This is a genomic window from Ruegeria marisrubri, from assembly GCF_001507595.1.
Taxonomy (GTDB): domain Bacteria; phylum Pseudomonadota; class Alphaproteobacteria; order Rhodobacterales; family Rhodobacteraceae; genus Ruegeria; species Ruegeria marisrubri.
Map to the genome: position 1 here is coordinate 159327 of NZ_LQBQ01000001.1, position 19025 is coordinate 178351.

18 protein-coding genes and 1 riboswitch are annotated in these 19025 nt (G+C 66.1%); of the genes, 4 read left to right on the forward strand and 14 right to left on the reverse strand.

Translation table 11 applies throughout. The features are described 5' to 3' along the window. Position 1 precedes the first annotated feature (1 nt). Genes cobF through AVO45_RS00755 form a run of 6 tightly spaced genes read right to left on the reverse strand, consistent with a single transcriptional unit; the run spans position 2 to position 5127 of the window. Positions 2–745 carry a precorrin-6A synthase (deacetylating) gene (gene cobF / locus AVO45_RS00730; RefSeq protein ID WP_068343379.1) on the reverse strand — a complete coding sequence of 248 codons (744 nt, stop codon included), beginning with the start codon at positions 743–745 and terminating at the stop codon, positions 2–4. After that, entirely contained in the window at positions 738–1466 is a 729-nt protein-coding gene (gene cobA / locus AVO45_RS00735; RefSeq protein ID WP_068343381.1) for a uroporphyrinogen-III C-methyltransferase, read from the reverse strand. The genes cobF and cobA overlap by 8 nt, the downstream gene beginning before the upstream one ends. After that, positions 1463–2785 carry a cobyrinic acid a,c-diamide synthase CobB gene (locus AVO45_RS00740; protein ID WP_068343384.1) on the reverse strand — a complete coding sequence of 441 codons (1323 nt, stop codon included), beginning with the start codon at positions 2783–2785 and terminating at the stop codon, positions 1463–1465. The genes cobA and AVO45_RS00740 overlap by 4 nt, the downstream gene beginning before the upstream one ends. Beyond that, positions 2772–3566 (reverse strand): precorrin-4 C(11)-methyltransferase, encoded by a 795-nt coding sequence (gene cobM, locus AVO45_RS00745; protein WP_068343385.1) that lies wholly within the window; start codon positions 3564–3566, stop codon positions 2772–2774. The genes AVO45_RS00740 and cobM overlap by 14 nt, the downstream gene beginning before the upstream one ends. Further along, positions 3563–3931, reverse strand: coding sequence for a cobalamin biosynthesis protein (locus AVO45_RS00750; RefSeq protein ID WP_068343386.1), 369 nt, complete (start codon positions 3929–3931; stop codon positions 3563–3565). The genes cobM and AVO45_RS00750 overlap by 4 nt, the downstream gene beginning before the upstream one ends. After that, positions 3928–5127 (reverse strand): bifunctional cobalt-precorrin-7 (C(5))-methyltransferase/cobalt-precorrin-6B (C(15))-methyltransferase, encoded by a 1200-nt coding sequence (locus tag AVO45_RS00755; protein WP_068343387.1) that lies wholly within the window; start codon positions 5125–5127, stop codon positions 3928–3930. The genes AVO45_RS00750 and AVO45_RS00755 overlap by 4 nt, the downstream gene beginning before the upstream one ends. On the opposite strand from AVO45_RS00755, the gene AVO45_RS00760 reads away from it, so the two are divergent. Further along, complete coding sequence (locus tag AVO45_RS00760) at positions 5126–5875, forward strand: cobalt-precorrin-6A reductase (protein WP_068343388.1); 750 nt, start codon at positions 5126–5128, stop codon at positions 5873–5875. The genes AVO45_RS00755 and AVO45_RS00760 overlap by 2 nt on opposite strands. Here AVO45_RS00760 and cobJ read toward each other — a convergent pair. From cobJ to AVO45_RS00800, 8 genes are all read right to left on the reverse strand, one after another. Next, positions 5848–6600: a precorrin-3B C(17)-methyltransferase gene (gene cobJ, locus AVO45_RS00765; RefSeq protein ID WP_068343389.1), complete on the reverse strand. Its 753-nt coding sequence runs from the start codon at positions 6598–6600 to the stop codon at positions 5848–5850. The two genes, AVO45_RS00760 and cobJ, sit on opposite strands and share 28 nt — an antisense overlap. Next, complete coding sequence (locus tag AVO45_RS00770) at positions 6597–7325, reverse strand: precorrin-2 C(20)-methyltransferase (RefSeq protein ID WP_068343391.1); 729 nt, start codon at positions 7323–7325, stop codon at positions 6597–6599. The genes cobJ and AVO45_RS00770 overlap by 4 nt, the downstream gene beginning before the upstream one ends. Further along, positions 7322–7951 carry a precorrin-8X methylmutase gene (locus AVO45_RS00775; protein WP_068343392.1) on the reverse strand — a complete coding sequence of 210 codons (630 nt, stop codon included), beginning with the start codon at positions 7949–7951 and terminating at the stop codon, positions 7322–7324. The genes AVO45_RS00770 and AVO45_RS00775 overlap by 4 nt, the downstream gene beginning before the upstream one ends. Further along, positions 7951–9078 (reverse strand): precorrin-3B synthase, encoded by a 1128-nt coding sequence (gene cobG / locus AVO45_RS00780; protein ID WP_068343394.1) that lies wholly within the window; start codon positions 9076–9078, stop codon positions 7951–7953. Before cobG ends, AVO45_RS00775 begins: the two co-directional genes overlap by 1 nt. Then, positions 9075–12368: a cobaltochelatase subunit CobN gene (gene cobN / locus AVO45_RS00785; protein WP_068343395.1), complete on the reverse strand. Its 3294-nt coding sequence runs from the start codon at positions 12366–12368 to the stop codon at positions 9075–9077. Before cobN ends, cobG begins: the two co-directional genes overlap by 4 nt. A gap of 6 nt (positions 12369–12374) precedes the next feature. Then, positions 12375–13430 (reverse strand): cobalamin biosynthesis protein CobW, encoded by a 1056-nt coding sequence (gene cobW, locus AVO45_RS00790; protein WP_068343396.1) that lies wholly within the window; start codon positions 13428–13430, stop codon positions 12375–12377. A gap of 2 nt (positions 13431–13432) precedes the next feature. Then, positions 13433–13816, reverse strand: coding sequence for a DUF1636 family protein (locus AVO45_RS00795; RefSeq protein ID WP_068343397.1), 384 nt, complete (start codon positions 13814–13816; stop codon positions 13433–13435). A 69-nt stretch (positions 13817–13885) separates the two neighbouring features. Further along, positions 13886–14090, reverse strand: a riboswitch (cobalamin riboswitch). A gap of 72 nt (positions 14091–14162) precedes the next feature. Continuing rightward, entirely contained in the window at positions 14163–15047 is an 885-nt protein-coding gene (locus AVO45_RS00800) for a LysR substrate-binding domain-containing protein (protein WP_068343398.1), read from the reverse strand. Positions 15048–15171: 124 nt separating this feature from the next. On the opposite strand from AVO45_RS00800, the gene AVO45_RS00805 reads away from it, so the two are divergent. The 3 genes from AVO45_RS00805 (at position 15172) to AVO45_RS00810 (ending at position 19018) form a co-directional block, all read left to right on the forward strand. Beyond that, complete coding sequence (locus tag AVO45_RS00805; RefSeq protein ID WP_068343399.1) at positions 15172–16137, forward strand: NAD(P)-dependent oxidoreductase; 966 nt, start codon at positions 15172–15174, stop codon at positions 16135–16137. Positions 16138–16237: 100 nt separating this feature from the next. After that, the gene (locus AVO45_RS19605) at positions 16238–16393 is read left to right on the forward strand and encodes a hypothetical protein (RefSeq protein ID WP_157770072.1); all 156 of its coding nucleotides are present in this window, start codon (positions 16238–16240) and stop codon (positions 16391–16393) included. Between the two features lie 690 nt (positions 16394–17083). Next, positions 17084–19018 (forward strand): PrkA family serine protein kinase, encoded by a 1935-nt coding sequence (locus AVO45_RS00810; RefSeq protein WP_068343400.1) that lies wholly within the window; start codon positions 17084–17086, stop codon positions 19016–19018. The last annotated feature ends 7 nt before the right edge of the window (positions 19019–19025 follow it).

Genomic DNA, 19025 nt, shown 5'->3' on the forward strand with positions numbered 1-19025 from the left:
GTCAAATCCCGCGCTTTTTCAGCAGATATATGTCCATGATCCAGCCGTGATCGGCGCGCGCCCTGGTCCTTGTTTCGACGATTTCTTCGGCCACGTCCCCAAGTGGGCCGCTGATCAGGATCTCTTCCTTCATGCCGACATAGGCGCCCCACCAGATGTCATAATCGCCCATGTCGAGGCTTTGGAACGAGCATTCCCCATCCAGCATGACGGCCACCTTGCCGAGGTTTTCGGGCCAGCCTTCCTCGCGGATTCGCCGGCCGGTGGTGACGAGGTAGGGGGCCCCGATGTCATTTATCGGAATGGCATGGGCTGCCGTCAGGGCCTGCAATGCGGTGATGCCGGGGATGACCCGCGTCTTGGGCTGCGGGTTCAGGCGTGACGCGATTCGCAGCGAACTGTCATAGAGCGACGGGTCACCCCAGATCAGCAGCGCCACCTGCGTTGCCTCGGGATGGGAGGCAATCGCTTCTTGCCAGCGGACGGCGATGGCATCGTGCCATTCGTCCACGCCACGCAGGTATCCGTCATCCGAGCGGCGCCTGGGAATGTCGAAATAGGCGATCCGGGGCGGCGTTTCGGTGACTTGTGCGATGATCTCTTCGCGCAGACCGGCCAGATCGGCCTTGTTTTCTCCCTTGCGGGGAATCAGGATCAGGTCCGCCTCACGGATTGCCCTTGCGCCCTGGAAGGTCACGTGGTCCGGGTTGCCGGTGCCGATCCCGATCAGGCTCAGCTCATACATCCTCGAACTCCGCCAGCGGGCCATAGAGGATCAGGGCCGGGGTGCTGGCGATCTGGCCTTCCAGCCGGTCTGCCAAATCGCCGATGGTCGAGCGCACCAGCAGCTGTTCGGGCGTCGAGACCGCCTCGGCCAGCAGCGCAGGCGTGTCGGCGGACAAACCGTGCGCCACCAGCAGCTTGACGAACTGCCCGAAGGTGCGCTTGCCCATGAAAACCACGGTCGTCGCCTCGGGGTCGGCCAGCGCCGCCATGTTGAGGTTGTCGGGCAGCTTGCCGGTGACGTCGTGACCGGTGACGAACTGCACGCGTCGCGCCGTCAGGCGTCGGGTCAGGGGAATACCCGCCGCGGCGGCCGCGGCGCAGGCCGAGGGAACGCCGGGGATGATCTCGAACTCGATGCCGGCCTCACGCAGGGCGGTCAGTTCTTCCTCGAGTCGGCCGAACATGCCGCTGTCGCCGGATTTCAGCCGCACCACCCGCGCGCCGGTCCGGGCATAGTCGACCAACAGCTTGCTGACATATTCCTGCTTGGGCGAGGGGCGGCCGGCCCGTTTTCCGACGCCGACCAGATCGGCATCCTCGCGCGCGTGGCCCAGGATCGGGCCGCTGCTGAGATCGTCGAACAGCACCGCATCGGCCCTTTGCAGGCGGTCCACCGCCTTGAGTGTCAACAGTTCCGGGTCGCCCGGACCCGATCCGACGAATGAAACGAAGCCGGTCATGAGGTGGCCTCCGCAATCAGGTGAAAGAAGGTGCCCGAGACATGACCGCGCACCGAGCCGGTTTCCGGGACATCCGCCCCTTCGGCATCGAGCACGCGCGCCAGCGGCGCATCGGGCTGTTCGAGAATGGTCGAGTAGTGGAACTCGTGGCCGCGCAGAACCGCGCCGGCGGCGTGACCGGGCATCGGCGCCTCGAGATGCGCCTTGCGGTAGCCCAGGTGAAACTTGCGCTTTTCATAAGAGGTGACGAGGCCCAGCAATCCGGCCATGCGGTGGCGCACCCCGTCCTTGTCGATCAGCGCCTCGCCAAGGGCCATGTAGCCGCCGCATTCTCCGTGAACGGGTTTGGTTTCGGCGTGCTTGCGAAGGCCGCTCATGAAGGTCTCGGCCGCCGCCAGCCTGCCCGCGTGCAACTCGGGATAGCCGCCCGGCAGCCAGACCAGATCCGCGTCGGGCGAGGGGGCCTCGTCGGCCAGCGGCGAAAATGGCAGCAATTCGGCCCCGGCTGCGCGCCAGCCTTCCAGAAGGTGCGGATAGGTAAAGGAAAAGGCCGCGTCCCGTGCCAGCGCGATCCGTTGCGCCGGGGGGCGCGGCAGCGCGGCCGACGACGGCCCCATGGGGCCCGAGGAGGCCGCCCGTTTGATCGCCTCCAGATCCACATGTTCGCGCAGAAAGGCCGCGTATCCGGCAATCGCGCTTTCCAGATCGGGATGCTCGACCGCCTGGATCAGGCCCAGATGCCGCTCGGGCAGGGTCAGGTCGCCGCGCCGGGGCAGCACGCCCAGAACCGGCAGGCCCGCGCGCTCCATCCCCAGCCGGGTCAGACGTTCGTGGCGTGGACTGGCGCAGCGGTTCAGGATCACGCCCGCAAAGGGCAGGTCGGGGTTGTACATGCGGAACCCCAGCGCCGTGGCCGCGGCCGATTGCGCCTGACCGCCCACGTCCAGCACCAGAACCACCGGCCAGCCCATGCGCAGCGCGGTTTCGGCGCTGGACCCGTGGCCCAGTTCGCCCGGCTTGGCAACGCCGTCGAACAGGCCCATCGACCCTTCGGCGACAACGATGTCGGCCCCCGCCGCCTGCGCCGCAATCGCTCCCACCAGATCTTCGTTCATCGCCCAGCTGTCGAGGTTGAACGAAGCCCGTCCCGCCGCCGCCCGGTGAAAGGCCGGGTCGATGTAGTCTGGTCCGCTCTTGAACGGCTGCACGGTCAGCCCGTCCTCGGTCAGCGCGCGCAGCAGGCCCAGCATGACCGTGGTCTTGCCGGTGCCCGACGACGGGGCCGAGATCAGGACACCCGGTGGATTAGTCATCGCCATGGCTCCAGCTCGACCACGGGCTGTCGGCGCTTTGCGGGCGATAGCGACGGTCGTATGTCTTTGAATAGAGACAGCTTTCGTCGAAACCCTCTCCGGTCAGTGCGGGGCCGACCATGATCAGGGCGGTGCGCGAGATGCTGTCGTCCAGTTCGTCCTTCAGTGTCGCCAGCGTGGCGCGGATGATCCGTTCGTCGGGCCAGCTGGCGCGATAGACCACGGCCACCGGGCAATCCGCGCCATAGGCCGGGGTCAGGTCGGCAATCACCTTGTCCAGATTTCCGATCGACAGGTGAATGGCCAGCGTCGCGCCGGTGCGGGCGAAATTTTCCAGCGTTTCACCCTCGGGCATCGACGAGGCGCGCCCCGGCGTGCGGGTCAGAACCACCGACTGCGCCAGACCGGGCAGGGTCAGCTCGGTGCCCAGAGCGGCAGCGGCGGCCGCGAAGGAAGGCACGCCGGGCGTGACGCTCACGGGAATGCCTTCGGCCTTGAGACGGCGGATCTGCTCGCCCATCGCCGACCAGACCGACAGGTCGCCCGAATGCAGGCGGGCGACGTCGTGGCCGGCCTCGTGCGCAGCCTTGATCTCGGCAATGATCTGGTCGAGATCCATCGGCGCGGTATTCACGATCCGGGCGCCTTCGGGGCAGTGGCTCAGGATCTCTTCGGGCACCAGCGACCCGGCATATAGGCAGACCGGGCAGGACGCGATGATGTCGCGCCCGCGCAGGGTCAGCAGGTCGGCGGCGCCCGGTCCGGCGCCGATGAAGTGAACGGTCATGTCTGTCCTCCGATGGCGACCGCGCAGGTGGCCCGGCGGTCGGTCGAGATATGTCGGGTGGAAACCAGCCGCGCGCCTTCGCCGGCGGCGGCCAAAGCTGCGGCCTCGGCCACGCTGCCGGCGCCGCGTTCGGTGAGGCTGCGCGCGGAATGGGTGAGCGGGTTGGCCGCTTCGAGTGCTGCCTGCGAGACCGGGTGGACCGGCAGTTGCAGACGCGCGGCCAGATCGGCAAAGGCCGGATGCGTGGCCTTGTCCTCGACCGTCGCCAGCGCTGTGACGGCCTGTCCTTCGCTCGCGGCAAGGTAAGCCTCGTGCAGGCTCTGCCCCGTGGCCGTCGTGGAAAATCCGAAACCCGCGACGATCATAGGGTGACGCTCCACTGCACGACCGGATAGGCCGATTTCCAGCCGCGCCGGGGGCCGAGGGGTGCAGCCTGCGCCAGCTCGATCCGCAACAGGTCGCCGCCCAGCTTTTCGTGCCACACGGCCAGCAGCGCTTCGCTTTCCAGCGTCACCGCATTCGCCACCAAGCGCGTTCCCGCATTCAGATGGGCCGAAAGCCATTCCAGCAGCGCATTGCTCAGGCCGCCGCCGATGAACACCACATCCGGCAGGCGCAGCCCGCCCAGAGCCTCGGGCGCTTGCCCATGAATGACCTCCAGCCGGTCCTGCCCTAGCGCATCGGCATTGCGGCGGATGCGCTCGGCCCGGTCGGCGCGGGGCTCGATGGCGGTGGCGGTCAGGGACGGATCGCAGGCCAGCCATTCGATGCCGATCGAGCCGGTCCCGCCCCCGATATCCCACAGGTGTTCACCCCTCTGCGGCGCCAGCGCCGACAGGGTCAGCGCCCGCACCGGGCGCTTGGTGATCTGCCCGTCGGTTTCGAAGGTGTCATCCGGCCAGCCGGATGCCTTGGGTATGGCAGTGCCATTGCCCGCGACCTCCAGCCCGACGCAAACAGGGTGGGCGATGTCGTCAAACCCCAGATCGGCGGCCTTGCCCGTCCGAACCCGCTCGCGCGGACCGCCAAGCGCTTCGAGGACATGCAGTGTGCTGTCCCCGAACCCGAGTTCGGTAAGCCATTCCGCCAAGGCCGCAACCGCCGCACCGTCGCGCAGCAAAACGATGGCGCGTTGCGATTGCGCCAGATGCGGGCGCAGCCGCGTCAGGGGCGCGGCGTGCAGGCCGAGCGTCAGAGTGCGTTCCAACGGCCATGCTAGCCGGGCGGCCGCCAGAGAAAAGGTCGAAGGGCCGGGCAGGGCGGTCCATTCACCGGCGCCGAAATGGCGGGCGATCACGCTGCCCGCGCCGAACCAGAAGGGATCGCCCGAGGCCAGAACGACCACACGACGCCCCCGATGGCCTTGCAGCAAGGGGATGCCGTCCGAGAAGGGCACGGGCCATTCTATCCGTTCCGCATCGCCTTGAGGGATCAGAGACAGGTGGCGGGGCGGACCCATCACCACCTCGGCCCGGTCCAGCACTTGACGGCTTGCGGGCGGCAGGCCATCCAGTCCATCTTCGCCCAGTCCCAGAACGGTCAGCCACGGAGCTTCAGACATGCCTCACCTCTTGATTCTCGGCGGCACGACCGAGGCGAACGCATTGTCCAACGCCCTGGCCGAGCGGGGGGTGAACGCGACCTACTCCTATGCCGGCCGGGTGGACAACCCGCGACCGCAGCCGCTGCCGACCCGGGTCGGCGGTTTCGGCGGGCCTGTGGGGCTGGCGCGATACATGGTGGAGAATGGCATCACCCATGTCATCGACGCCACGCATCCTTTTGCCGCACAGATGAGCGCGAATGCGGCGCGCGCCTGTGCCGAGACGGGCACCCCGCTTGCGGCTCTGACACGCCCGGCGTGGGAGGAGGGCGAGGGAGACAACTGGACCCACGTTCCCGACATCCCCGCCGCGGTTGAAGCCCTGAGTGGCGCCCGCAGGCGCGTCTTTCTTGCCGTCGGCCGGATGCATCTGCAGGACTTCGCCGCCCAGTCGCAGCACCATTACCTGCTGCGACTGGTGGACGAGCCCGGCGCGCTGCCGCTGCCCGACCGCGAGGTCGTGGTCTCGCGCGGCCCGTTCACCGTCGAGGGCGACCGGGACCTGATGCAACGGCATGGAACCGAGATCGTGGTGTCCAAGAACGCAGGCGGCACCGGCGCGCGGGCCAAGCTGGATGCCGCGCGGGAACTGGGCTTGCCGGTGCTGATGATCGACCGCCCCGTTCCGCCGCAGCGCACCGAGCTGACAAGCGTGGCGCAGGTTCTGGACTGGCTGGTTCATTCAGGTGTGAACCTCGGCGTGTAAACGATTGGGTTTCCGTTTCTTTCGATGGTCCTGGTGCGCGAGGATCCCACTATGACCATGGTGCGCATGTCAGCCATTTCCGGCGTCGCTTCGGCCAGGGTCGAGATGTGGATCTCTTCCTCGGGTGTCGAAACCGCTCGCGCGAACAGGATCAGGCGTTCGGGGTCACATTCCTGCCGCAGGATTTCCAGTGTCTTTACAAAGCCTTCCGGGCGAGACTTCGAGCGCGGATTGTAAAAGGCCATGGCAAAATCCGCCTGCGCGGCAAGGCGGAGGCGTTTCTCGATCAGCGCCCAGGGCTTGAGGTTGTCGCTGAGGTTGATGGCGCAGAAGTCATGCCCCAGCGGCGCACCTGCCCGGGCCGATGCCGCCAGCATGGCGGTGATGCCGGGCAGAACCGAAACCTCCAGATCGCGCCATTCCGCGGGGCCTTTCTCAAGCGCTTCGAACACGGCGGCGGCCATGGCGAAAACGCCGGGATCGCCCGAGGACACCACGACTACCCGCTTGCCTTCGGCCGCCATCTGCAACGCGTGCTGCGACCGGTCGATCTCGACCCGGTTGTCGCTGGCGTGCAGCGTCAGCCCCTCGCGTTCGGCGACGCGGGCGACATAGGGGATGTAACCCACCACGTCGGTCGCCTCGGCCAGCGCCTCGGTCACTTCGGGGGTGATCAGCGCATCGTTGCCCGGCCCCAGACCGGCGATCCTGACCCACCCGCTCATGGCCGCCGCCCCTGTCCGTGCACGATGATGATCGAGAAATAGGGTGTGACCTTGTCGCCGGCCTCGCTGAGCTTGGTGACCGCCTGGTCGGGCATCTGCGCGTATTCCACCAGCCAGGCGCGATCATAGAGACCCGCCGTTTTCAGCGCCCGCTTCACCTTGTCGAAATTGCGCCCGATCTTCATCACCACCAGCGCGTCGGTCTGCGCCATGCGCGTGGCCAGCGCCTCTTCGGGCAGGGTGCCCATCAGCACCGTCAGAACGTCGTCGCCCCAGGTGATCGGATCGCCGGTCGCGGTCCAGGCGCCGGACATGCCGGTGATCGCCGGGACGACCTCGACCGGGGCCCGTTCGCGCAGGCGCGAGTAGAGATGCATGAACGAGCCATAGAAGAACGGGTCGCCTTCGCACAGCACCACCACGTCCTCGCCATTGTCCGACAGCGCCTTGAGCCGCTGCGTGCAGTCCTCGTAGAACGCGGCCAGAAGCGCGTTGTAACGGGGATCGGTCACCGGGATCTCGGTGGTCACCGGGTATTCCATCGGGATTTCCATGGCCTCGGCCGGGATCATGCCGTTGACGATCTTGCGGGCCTGACCGGTGCGGCCGGCCTTGCGGAAATAGGCCACGTTCCTGGCACCGCGCAACAGACGGTCGGCCTTGACGCTCATCAGGTCGGGATCACCGGGGCCGAGCCCCACGCCGTATATTGTTCCCACGTTCATTCCGCCCTGCTTGCGATGGCATTGATGGCCGCCACGGTGATGGCGCTGCCGCCCAGGCGGCCCTTGACGATGCAGCAGGGCACCGGCTGCGCCTCCCACAGGGCGTCCTTGCTTTCGACCGCGCCGACAAAGCCCACGGGGCAGCCGATGATCGCGGCGGGCCGGGGGCAGTCGGGGTCCTCGAGCATGTTCAGCAGGTGGAACAGGGCCGTGGGCGCGTTGCCGATGGCGACCACCGCGCCTTCCAGTTTCGGCCGCCACAACTCCAGCGCCGCGGCCGAGCGGGTGTTGCCCATCTTCTCGGCCAGCGGGCGCACGCGCTCGTCCTGCAGGGTGCAGATGACCTGATTGTCGGCGGGCAGGCGAAAGCGGGTGACGCCTTCGGACACCATCCGCGCGTCGCACAGGATCGGCGCGCCGTTTTCCAGCGCGGTGCGGGCGGTCTGCACGAAACCGGGTGAGAAATGGAGGAATTCCTCAAGGCCGACCATGCCCGCCGCATGAATCATCCGAACGGCGACCTGTTCCTCGTCCGCGTCGAACCGGCCCAAATCCGCTTCGGACCGGATCGTCGCGAAGGATTGCTTGTAGATCGCCGCGCCATCTTTTTCGTATTCATAAGGCATCAGGTGAGGTCCATGCTCATCAGTGTTTCCATATCCAGACCGCGCAGGCTGGGTTCATCCCCCGCGCGGCCATTCTTGACAAGATCAAAACGCCCGTCGTTTCCGACGAGGGTCACTTTTGCCGGGCTCATCCGGGCGCATCCCTTGGCACAGCCCGAGACATGCAGGCTGCCGGACACGCGCGGGGCCAACGCGCGGGCGATGGCGCGGGTCTCGGCCTGAGCCTGCGGGCAGAATGGCGCGCCGGGGCAGGCGTCGGTGGTCAACAGAGGGTCGGCGCCGTCCGTCACGAAGGCCGGGGCTGGGATCACCGCCCCACCTTCCAGCAGGAACAGCCGCCAGGGCGTGACGCGCAGGGCGGCGGCGCCCGAGGCCTCGACCAATGCACGCAACTCGGCGGCGGGCAGTTGCCCGAAGGCCGCGCCGTAGATAGGGCCGATATCGTTGTTGCTGGGTTGTGGCGCCGGTGCCGTGGGGCCGGGGGCGTGGCCCTGCCATTCCTGGGGCAAGTCGTGCACAGCGATCAGGCGGGCCATGCGGCGGGTGTCAGAAGTGAAGCGGTCGGAAAACCACCGGGCCAGTTCGATCACGCGGTCGATCGCATCATCTTCGGTCACCAAGCAGCCGGTCTCGGCCCCGTCGGCACGCAGGATCAGGCCCAAAGGCCCCCGCTCCAGCCGGATGTCGGCCGAGTCGCCGGCCAACAGCCGCGCCACGCCGGTATCCACCGCAAAGCCGAACTTGGCGGGAAGGGCGGGCAGATCAACCAGGCGGTCGATCAATGCCTGAGTCAGACGTGCAGTCAGGTCGCCCGGCTGATACAGCGGCGACACAAGGATGTTGCGCCGGGTCTCAAGGTCAGGTTCGGCATCCAGCAGGTTCAGCGCCGACAGTTCGGCCAGCAGCGCCTGATGGTCGGCCTCGGCCACGCCGCGCAGTTGCAGGTTGGCGCGGTTGGTCAGGTCGATGGTGCCGTTGCCGAACCGCAGGGCCAGATCGCACAGCCCCAGCGTCTGCGCGGCGCTCAGCCGGGCCAGACGCGGGCGTACCCGAACCACCAGCCCGTCGCCGGACATCATCGGGCGATGCGCGCCGGGGCACCAGCCCTGAACGACGGGTCTGGTCATGACGAACCCTCCAGATCCGCCCGGATCGAGTTGCGCCGCGTATTCCACAGCCCGGCCTCCAACAGAGCGCGGAAGCGGTCTTTCATTGCTTCATGTGCCTGCGGGTTGGCTTCCTGCAAAAAGGCGTCCACTTCTGGGTTTCCAAGGGTCGCGTCGTGGAACAGGTCGAACAGGTGCGGGCCGACCGTTCCGGACAGATGCGCGAAGGACGCCATGTGGTCGAGCGTCGCCGCAATCTCGGCCGCACCGCGGAATCCGTGCCGTCGCATGCCGTCGATCCATCCTGGGTTGGCGGCCCGCGCATGAACGACGCGGCTGATTTCCTCGGGCAGGGTGCGGGCGCGCGGGGTGTCCGGGTTCGTGTTGTCCAGGTGATACAACTGCGCGGTTCCGCCGGCCGCTTTCTTGGCGGCGGCAAAGCCGGCCTCGTGCGTGGCATAGTCGTTGGCCAGCAGCAGGTCGGTCTCGGTCAGGTCCTGCAGGTGCACGAAACTGTCGGCCTGCGCCACGCGCTGGGTGATCCCGTCGGGGTCGTGGGCGATGTGCTCGCCCTCGAAGGCAAAGGCGCTGGCGTCCAGCCACGCCTGACCGGCCTGAGCGCGCGCCTCGTCGGTATAGTTCTCCGACAGGTGGGTCATGTTCAGCCCGTAGCTGCCGGGCGCCGGGCCATAGACCCGCGCGGCGGGCGGCTGGCCCGCATAGGGGTTCCAGTCGGGCGCTTCATCGCGGTCCGACAGTGCCCGGACCGCCTGACCGAACAGCGCCGACAGGGTCGGGAACACGTCGCGGAACAGGCCCGAGACGCGCAGGGTTACGTCCAGCCGTGGGCGTTCCAGATCGGTGATCGGCAGAACCTCGATCCCGCTCACGCGCTCGGAGCCCGGATCCCAGACCGGTTTGACGCCCAGCAGGTGCAGCGCCATGGCGAATTCCTCGCCTGCCGTGCGCATCGTGGCCGAGCCCCACAGATCGACGATCAGGCCCTTGGGATAATCGCCTTCCTCCTGCAGGTGGCGGCGCACCAGCTCTTCTGCCAGTTTCACGCCCTGCGCATAGGCCGCGCGGGTGGGGACCGAGCGCGGATCGGTGGTGAACAGGTTGCGCCCCGTGGGCAGCACGTCGGTGCGTCCGCGATAGGGCGAGCCGGACGGGCCGGCCTCGATCCGCTTGCCGGCCAACGCGTCCAGCAGAGCCTGCCGTTCGGCCTGCGCCGAGGCGGCGGTGTCGAAATTGCCCGCGACCTGCGGCGCGCGGCCAAAGACATGCAGCCCGTCGCCGAACTGGCTTTCCTTGATGTCACAGACGAAGCGGTCGATGCGGGTGATCGCCTCGGCGGTGCTGGTGGCCTGATCCAGCCCCAGATCGGCCTCGAGCCCGATGGCCTGCGCCTCATCGCGGATATCGGCCTGCAGCCGGTCGCGCCGCTTGGGGTCCAGCCCGTCGGCGTTCGAGAACTCGTCCAGCAGAGATTCCAGCCGTACCAAGCGGTCGGGCGTGCTGCTTTGTTTGATCGGCGGCGGGATGTGGCCCAGCGTCACGGCCCCGATCCGGCGCTTGGCCTGCGCGGCCTCTCCCGGGTCGTTCACGATGAACGGATAGATCACGGGAAGATCGCCGATCAGCGCCTCGGGCCAGCATTCCGCCGACAGGGCCACCGATTTGCCGGGCAGCCATTCCAGCGTGCCGTGGGCGCCAATATGGATCAGCGCATCCGCCCCCAAGCCGTGACGCAGCCACAGGTAGAAGGCCACATAGCCGTGCCGCGGCGTGCGCGACAGGTCGTGATATTCGTCATCGCGGAATTCCGGCGTGCCGCGTTCGGGCTGCAGCGCAACCAGCGCCTTGCCGCGCCGCAGGGCGGTGAAGTGGAAGGCCTCATCGGCGCAGGCCGGGTCATCCTCGGGCGCGCCCCAGACGGTGTCCAGATCGGCGCGCAACGCCTCGGGCAGTTGTGCCAGCGCCGCGCGGTAGGCCGAGACCGGCCAAGAAATCCGGGCGTCCAGCAGCGTGTCTGCAATCGGCTCGGCGGGGGCGGTGTCATACCCCGCGCCCTGCAGGTCGGACAGGATCGCCTCGGCCGAGGCCAGCGCGTCCAGCCCCACCGCATGGGCCATCTGCCAGTCCTTGCCGGGATAGGTGGACAGGACCAGCGCGGGCACCTGTTGCGCCTTTGGTTTCTCGGCCAGGTCCACCCAGGCCATCGCCCGGTCGACGATGGCGGCGATCCGGTCGGGCTCGGGCCGGTGGGCGAAGCGGGAATATTCCAGGTGCGGGTCGCGCTTGCCCGGTTCCTTGAACGAGGCGACACCGGCCGAGATGCGCCCATCCACCTCGGGCAGGACCACATGCATGGCCAGATCGGCGGGGGACAGGCCCCGTTCGGCCTCGGCCCAGGCCTTGCGGCGCGAGGTCGCCAGAGCGACCTGGAACACCGGCACGCCCGCCACGTCCAGGGGCGATGTGCCCGACGCGCCTTTGCCCGAAAACGAGGTGGCGTTGATGATCGCCGAGGGTGCCATCGCGGGGATGTTCTCGGCCAGCCATTCCGCCGCCGCTGGTGCCTTGAGCGAGGGTGCGAACAGCCCCACCGCCTGATGACCCCGCGCACGGATTTCCCGGATCAGGGCCGCGACCGGCGCGGTATCGGCCGAGGTCAGGTAGGCGCGGTAGAAGGTCACGATGATGCGCCGGCCTTCGCCTGCGAAGGCGTCCTCGGGCGCGATCACGCCGCGGTCGGGGCACCACGCGCCGCAATCGGGCAAGGTCTTGGCCCCCATCACCGGCCCGGCATAGAGCCCCGCCGCCAGCGCCATCTGCGCCAGCGCCGCCTGCGCCGCGACCTCGCCACCGGTGTCGCACAGATGCGCCAGCCGCCGCAGGGTCGAGACCGGCAGGGTCGAATACTCGTCCAGCCGCGTATCCTCGCGCCCGTCGGCGGGCAGCACCGCCAGCGCGATGCCCTTGGCCTGCGCCAGCGCCAGCACCTGCTGCAACCCGTAGGACCAGTAGGGCACGCCGCCGATCAGCCGTATCAGGATGCCCTTTGCACCCTCGAGCGTCTGTTCGACATAGGTATCGACCGACAGCGGGTGCTTCAGCGCCGTCAGGTTGGCCAGCCGCAACGAAGGCATCCGCCCTTCGGGCCCGCCGCCGCGATGCCAGCCGGCCGCGAAAGCACCCAGATCGCTGTCCGAAAAGGACAGCACCACCAGATCCGCCGGGCTCTGGCCCAGATCGGTCGGGGTCTCGGTTTCTTCGAGCCCGTGGCTTTCGCGGAAGACGACGTGCATCGGAGCTTACTCGGCGGCCTCGGTGACGCCCGTCAGGATGCCCCGGATCGCGTCGGCGTCGATGTCGTCATGCTCGGCGATGACCACAAGGCGCGAGCGGCGCTCCTCTTCCGGTTTCCACGGGCGGTCATACTGATGTCGGACCCGCGCGCCGACCGCCTGGACCAGCAGGCGCATCGGCTTGCCCTGAACGGCGGCATAGCCCTTGACCCGCAGGATGTTCAGCTCGTTCGCCAGACGCTCGATATTGGCGACCAGCCGCGCCGGGTCGGTCTGTTCGGGCAGCTCGACCACGATGCTTTCGAAATCGTCATGTTCGTGGTCGTCATGGCCGTCGTGATGCGAGGGGCGGGCGTCCATGTCGTCCTCGGCCGCCGCCTCGAGCCCCAGCACCACGCGCACGTCCACCGCGCCTTCGGCCACTTCGACCACGGGCAGGGGGCGGGGTGCCTCGGCGGCGATGATCTCGCGCGCCCTGGCCACGCCTTCGGGACCGGCCAGGTCGGGCTTGGTCAGCAGGATGATGTCGGCGCACGAGATCTGGTCCTCGAACACCTCGGACAGGGGCGTTTCGTGGTCGATCGAGTCATCGGCCATGCGCTGGGCGTCCACCGCCGCGACATTCGGGGCGAAGCGGCCCGCGGCCACGGCCTCGGCATCGGCCAGCGCGATCACGCCGTCCACGGTGATCTTGGAACGGATATCGGGCCAGTCGAACGCCTTGAGCAGCGGTTTCGGCAGGGCCAGACCGCTGGTTTCGATCAGGATGTGGTCGGGGCGCGGGTCCAGCGCCATCAGCGCCTCGATGGTGGGGATGAAGTCATCGGCCACGGTGCAGCAGATGCATCCATTGGCCAGCTCCATGATGTTCTCCGCCGGGCAGTCGGGGATGGCGCAGCTTTTCAGGATCTCGCCATCGACGCCCACATCGCCGAATTCATTGACCACCACGGCCAGGCGTTTGCCCTGCGGGTTCTGCATCAGGTGGCGGATCAGCGTGGTCTTGCCCGAGCCGAGAAAGCCGGTGATGACGGTGACGGGAAGTTTTTCGAGGGTGCTCATGCTCAGGCTCCAATCGGGGGAATGCGGGCGGCGCAGTTCTTGCGGAAATGTTCGGGGCGGTCGCGCCATTTCACAAGGCCATCTTCGGTGGCCAGGTACTTGGTCGCGCCTTCGACGATGATCTCGACATGGTCGGATTCGTTCAGGTTCTCATAGACGAAGGTCCAGCGAGACGGCCCGCCGCGCAGCACGATCGAGCAGCCCTGATCGCAGTTCGACAGGCATTCGACCGGCTTCAGGGTGATGCCCTCGGGCAGGTCGGCTGCGGCCAGCGCCTTGTGCAGCAGCGTGCCTGGACGCTGGGCGTCGTCCTCGACGGGCAGCCCGCGGCGGCAGGTGGTGCAGACCAGCAGTTCGACTGGTGCGGTCTCGGTCACGTCTCTCATCCCCCTTTGCAGGTTCTGGGGAACGGGGTCTCATTCGGGCCGCGGCCCGACACCGGAACACCCCGTCCGGTTCGTCTTCGGGCGTTGGCAGGTCTCCCGGCTTGCGGATGTTAGAGCGGGGCTCTGTCGGATGTCCCGCCTTCCCGGCCATTGGCCAGTGGCATTTGGGCACCCTCTCCGGTCACGGTCGCGGGGGCGGCTGCGTTTGACGGAAAACCGCTGACGCATTCCCTTTTCATCTGCTTTCGCAGACACCAACGGGCCGGACATGCGGCATGGGCAGGGGCCTTGTCAAGCACGGCAGCGGCGCAGAAGCGAGCCAGACAGGAAAAGCGACCCGACGCGGTCAATCCGCGGCATCCGCAGCCAGGCGATCGCGCAGCCAGGCCTCGAACAGGCGGGCCGATCCGGTCGGGGGCTGGGCGCCTTGCGGGCGGATCAGGTAGTGCGACTGGGCAAAGGGAATCGGCGGCCCTGCGATCTGCAGCGGCGCGCCCTGCGCGATGGCGTTTCGGGCAAAGCGGCTGAGCACGGTCGCCAGTCCCGCCCCGGCCATCACCATTTGCAGGGCGGCGACCGTCGTGTCGGCCGAGTGGCGAATGGCATTCTGGTCATGGGTCAGCCCGTGCGCCTCGAAGTATCGCGCCCAGTTGTCCTCGTAGCCGAGGATGTGGATCAAGGGGGCCGAGGGCATCCGGTTGAGGTTTGGGGCAGGGCAGTCTGCCCGGCAGACCGGAACGATGGTTTCGTCGCATAGTTTCTCGGCGATCACGCCCGGCCAGTCTCCGTATCCAAGGCGGATTTCCACATCCACATCTGCGGGGCCGGGTCTGTCGTTCCAGATATGCGAGACCAACCGCACCGGGATGTCGGGATAGAGGCGACTGAACTCCGGCAGTTCGGTGGCGATCCAGTAGGTCGCCGTGGAAATCGCCGCGCGAATGGTCAGGGTCTGGTGCGTTGCGGGGCCGAACAGGCTGTTGGTGCTGAGAGCGATATCCGCCAGGGCCCGCCGGACCGTCAAGCCATAGGACTGGCCCAACTCGGTCAACTCGATCCGCCGGGCCGCCCGGGTGAACAGCTTTGCGCCAAGTTCCTCCTCCAGCGAGCGGATGTGGAGGGACACCGCCGTCTGGGTCAGCCCCAACTCGCGCGCGGCCGAGGTGAAGTTCAGATGCCGGGCTGCCGCCTCGAAGGTGCGCAGCCAGGTCGGGTTGGGCAGGCGGTCCATGTATCATCAAATATTTTTGACCATAATTTCCGGTTTTATTCATTTCTCTTTGATTGGTCCAAGAGGAATACTTTCGCCGTGAATCATTTTCGCGGGTATCGGACCTGCAGGGGAGGAGACAGCCATGAAAGTCGGCTTCATCGGTCTGGGCAATGTGGGCGGGAAGCTGTCCGGCTCGCTATTGCGCAACGGCATCGACCTGACCGTTCACGACCTGAACGAGGAATTGGTCAATGCCTTCGTCGAGCGCGGCGCGAAACGGGCCGAAAGCGCGGTGCAGATGATGCGCGACTGCGATGCAATCATCACCTGCCTGCCGTCGCCCGCCGCCTCGGACGCGGTGATGCAGCAGATGCTGCCCGAGGTTGGCCCCGGCAAGATCTGGATGGAGATGTCCACCACCGACGAGGCCGAGGTCAAGCGGCTGGGCGCCGAGGTCATCGCGCGTGGCGGCGCGGCGGTGGATTGCCCGGTATCGGGCGGGTGCCACCGCGCGGCAACCGGCAATATCTCGATCTTTGCCGGGTGCGACCGCGCGACCTTCGAGCGGATCCTGCCCTTCCTGACGACCATGGGACGCCGCATCCTGCACACCGGCGAACTGGGCTCGGCCTCGGTTCTCAAGGTTCTGACGAACTATCTGGCCACAGCCAACCTGGTGACCTGCTGCGAGGCGCTGGTCGTGGCCAGGGCTGCGGGCATGGATCTCAACACCGCGTACGAGGCGATGAAGATTTCCTCGGGCACGTCCTTCGTGCATGAGACCGAAAGCCAGGTGATCCTGAACGGATCCCGCGACATCTCCTTTACGATGGACCTGGTGAAAAAGGACATCGGGCTGTTCCAGGAGGTCGCCGACCGGGCCGACGTTCCGCTCGAGATCAACCCGGTGCTGATCGACATCTTCAATGACGGCATCGCGCGCTATGGCGAGCGCGAGCTTTCCCCGAACATCATCCGGCGGCTCGAGGATGCGACCGGCCTTGATATCCGTGCGCCCGGCTTTCCGGCAGAAATGTCGGATGACGAACCCGAAGAGCCGGGCTATGAGGTCATACCTCAGGGCAAGGAACTGGAAGCGGCAGAGTGATCGGCGCTGGAACCGGAGCGATCCGGGGTGTTGCGGTGACTTCGAGGCCGCGTCTTCTTCCATGTTCACGGTTGGCGATGTCAGGAGCAGGAGGCGTTTGATGACATGCTTTCGTTTGATTGCCGGTCTGCTGCTGGTCTCCTGTCTGGTCGCATGCGAGCAAGTCAAACCCGGTGCAGGAAATTCCGAAGTGTTGCAATCGGACTACGAAAGGCACAAGGCCAATCGCGAGGCTTACATGTATCAGGGCCTCTGAGACCGGCAGGAGCTTTCCGGCTTGGCAAACGCTCCGGTAGGTGCGGTGGCGGCGGCCGGGGACAGGCTTGTCAACGCTGGGCTCCTGACGCTTCGATTCGGAGGCGAACTGCCGGGGCGCTATGCCACAATCTGTCTGGCGCGCGGACGCGGGTGTCGAGGGGGTGGCGTGGGTCGCCTGGAATTTTCAGGCAGATAACTGGTTGAATTTGGTTTGTTTATTTTCGCGACCATGGCTGTTGCCCGGCCCGCTTCATGCCTGCGGCAAGGCTGGTTGAAAACCGCTGCGGCTGGCCGGTGGGCGATTTCGGCGTTGCCAGTGGCCCGCTATTTCGCAACCGGATCCGGGGCGGGCTGACCGCGGCTGGCCCGGCGGCGCAGGCTCTCCCGCCTGTCCTGTCGAGTGAGACGCCAAGAGGCGCGCGCCTTCCCGCCACAGGACAGATTCATTCTTGCTGCTTTAGCATGGGTTGCGAAACCAATTTTCACAACCCTATCGGGAAATCGCGCCCGAAGTGGTATGATGAGGAACAAGCTGCTGAAATAGCAGCAATAAACAATTCTTGATTAGAAACACCTCAAGTGCAGCCCCATGTATTCGTATGGGGGTCCAGGAGCGCAACGAACACAGGAAGGAGCGGTGCACGCCAGGACTGAAGACCGGCTTGAACAGGGCAGGAGGGGCCCAAAGATGGAGATTTTCAACCAGTTCACAGAAGCATACGAACGCAAAAAAGTCGTCGAGATGAGCTTGCAGGACTACCTGCTGGGCTGTCGGGATGATCCCTTGATGCGCGCCACGGCGGCCGAGAGAATGGTCGCCGCCATCGGCGAGCCGGAACTCGTCGACACCAGTCAGGATCCAAGGCTCGGCCGGATCTTTCTCAACCGGACCATCAAATGCTATGAACCGTTTCGCAACCTCTACGGTATCGAGGAAACGGTCGAGCGCATTGTCGGTTTCTTCCGGCATGCCAGCCAGTGGCTCGAGGAAAGCAAGCAGATCCTTTATCTTCTGGGCCCCGTCGGCGGCGGAAAATCCACGCTGGCGGAGATTCTGAAGCGGCTGATGGAAGAACAGCCGATCTATGCGCTCAAGGCGGGCGATACGATCAGCCCGGTCTTCGAGTCTCCCCTCGGGCTGTTCGACCGGCGGCGGATGGGCGACGTGCTGGAAAACAAGTACAACATTCCAAGACGCCTGCTGACCGGACTGATCTCGCCATGGGCAGTCAAGCGGTTGGAGGAATTCGAAGGCGACATTTCGAAGTTCTCGGTTGTCAGGCTGTATCCCTCGCAGCTGAACCGGATCTGCGTCGCCAAGACCGAGCCCGGGGACGAGAACGTTCAGGACATATCCTCGCTTGTCGGCAAGCTCGACATCCGCAAGCTCGAGGATTTCAGCCAGGACGACCCGGATGCCTACAGCTACTCCGGCGCACTGAACCGGACGACCCAAGGCCTGATGGAATTCGTCGAAATGTTCAAGGCGCCGATCAAGGTGCTGCACCCTCTGCTGACCGCGACGCAGGAAGGCTCTTATGTCGGCACCGAGAACATCGGCGCATTCCCCTATCAGGGGATCATCGTGGCCCACTCCAACGAGGCCGAATGGCGCCAGTTCAAGAGCAACAAGAACAACGAGGCGTTTCTTGACCGGATCAGCGTGGTCAAGGTGCCGTACTGCCTGCGGGCGACCGAAGAGGCCATGATCTATGACAAGCTGCTGCGGGAAAGCACCCTGAGCGACGCGCCCTGCGCCCCGGAAACGCTCGAGACCTTGGGGCGTTTCAGTGTTCTGACACGGCTGCGCGAGCACGAGAATTCGCCGCTCTACTCCAAGCTGCGGGTCTATGACGGTGAAACGCTGAAGGACACCGACCCCAAGGTGCGCTCGGTGCAGGAATATCGTGATGCCGCCGGTGGCGATGAGGGCATGACCGGCACTTCGACCCGTTTCGCCTTCAAAGTGCTGGCGGAGACGTTCAACCACGACACCGAAGAACTGGCGGCCGATCCGGTTCACCTCTTCTATGTGCTCGAACAGACGATCAAGCGTGAGCAGTTCGACGAAGAGACCGAAGGCCGGTATCTGGGCTTCATCAAGGACGAGCTGTCGCCGCGCTACGCCGAATTCATCGGCAACGAGATCCAGAAGGCCTATCTCGAATCCTATACGGATTACGGACAGAACCTCTTTGATCGCTACATCGCCTATGCGGATGCGTGGATCGAGGACCTGGACTACAAGGATCCGGACACGGGCCAGATGTTCGACCGGGAAATTCTCGAGAAGGAACTCGCCAAGATCGAGAAACCGGCCGGTGTCGCCAATCCCAAGGACTTCCGCAACGAAGTGGTGAAATTCGTCCTGCGTGCGCGGGCGGCAAACGACGGCAGGAACCCGGATTGGCGCAAATATGAAAAACTGCGCCGGGTGATCGAGAAGCGCATGTTCGGTCAGATCGAAGATCTGCTGCCGGTGATCAGCTTTGGCGCGAAGCGCGACAAGGAAACTGACGCCAAGCACGAGGAGTTCGTCGATCGGATGGTCGAGCGCGGTTACACGCGGCGGCAGGTCCGGCGGCTGGTCGAGTGGTACATGCGTGTGAACAAGGCGGGGTGATTCAAAG

Excerpts from the sequence above, each read along its gene's own strand:
- cobF (WP_068343379.1), bottom strand. The coding sequence starts at position 745 with ATGTATGAGCTGAGCCTGATCGGGATCGGCACCGGCAACCCGGACCAC.
- cobA (WP_068343381.1), bottom strand. The coding sequence starts at position 1,466 with ATGACCGGCTTCGTTTCATTCGTCGGATCGGGTCCGGGCGACCCGGAA.
- AVO45_RS00740 (WP_068343384.1), bottom strand. The coding sequence starts at position 2,785 with ATGGCGATGACTAATCCACCGGGTGTCCTGATCTCGGCCCCGTCGTCG.
- cobM (WP_068343385.1), bottom strand. The coding sequence starts at position 3,566 with ATGACCGTTCACTTCATCGGCGCCGGACCGGGCGCCGCCGACCTGCTG.
- AVO45_RS00750 (WP_068343386.1), bottom strand. The coding sequence starts at position 3,931 with ATGATCGTCGCGGGTTTCGGATTTTCCACGACGGCCACGGGGCAGAGC.
- AVO45_RS00760 (WP_068343388.1), top strand. The coding sequence starts at position 5,126 with ATGCCTCACCTCTTGATTCTCGGCGGCACGACCGAGGCGAACGCATTG.
- AVO45_RS00755 (WP_068343387.1), bottom strand. The coding sequence starts at position 5,127 with ATGTCTGAAGCTCCGTGGCTGACCGTTCTGGGACTGGGCGAAGATGGA.
- cobJ (WP_068343389.1), bottom strand. The coding sequence starts at position 6,600 with ATGAGCGGGTGGGTCAGGATCGCCGGTCTGGGGCCGGGCAACGATGCG.
- AVO45_RS00770 (WP_068343391.1), bottom strand. The coding sequence starts at position 7,325 with ATGAACGTGGGAACAATATACGGCGTGGGGCTCGGCCCCGGTGATCCC.
- AVO45_RS00775 (WP_068343392.1), bottom strand. The coding sequence starts at position 7,951 with ATGCCTTATGAATACGAAAAAGATGGCGCGGCGATCTACAAGCAATCC.
- cobG (WP_068343394.1), bottom strand. The coding sequence starts at position 9,078 with ATGACCAGACCCGTCGTTCAGGGCTGGTGCCCCGGCGCGCATCGCCCG.
- cobN (WP_068343395.1), bottom strand. The coding sequence starts at position 12,368 with ATGCACGTCGTCTTCCGCGAAAGCCACGGGCTCGAAGAAACCGAGACC.
- cobW (WP_068343396.1), bottom strand. The coding sequence starts at position 13,430 with ATGAGCACCCTCGAAAAACTTCCCGTCACCGTCATCACCGGCTTTCTC.
- AVO45_RS00795 (WP_068343397.1), bottom strand. The coding sequence starts at position 13,816 with ATGAGAGACGTGACCGAGACCGCACCAGTCGAACTGCTGGTCTGCACC.
- AVO45_RS00800 (WP_068343398.1), bottom strand. The coding sequence starts at position 15,047 with ATGGACCGCCTGCCCAACCCGACCTGGCTGCGCACCTTCGAGGCGGCA.
- AVO45_RS00805 (WP_068343399.1), top strand. The coding sequence starts at position 15,172 with ATGAAAGTCGGCTTCATCGGTCTGGGCAATGTGGGCGGGAAGCTGTCC.
- AVO45_RS19605 (WP_157770072.1), top strand. The coding sequence starts at position 16,238 with ATGACATGCTTTCGTTTGATTGCCGGTCTGCTGCTGGTCTCCTGTCTG.
- AVO45_RS00810 (WP_068343400.1), top strand. The coding sequence starts at position 17,084 with ATGGAGATTTTCAACCAGTTCACAGAAGCATACGAACGCAAAAAAGTC.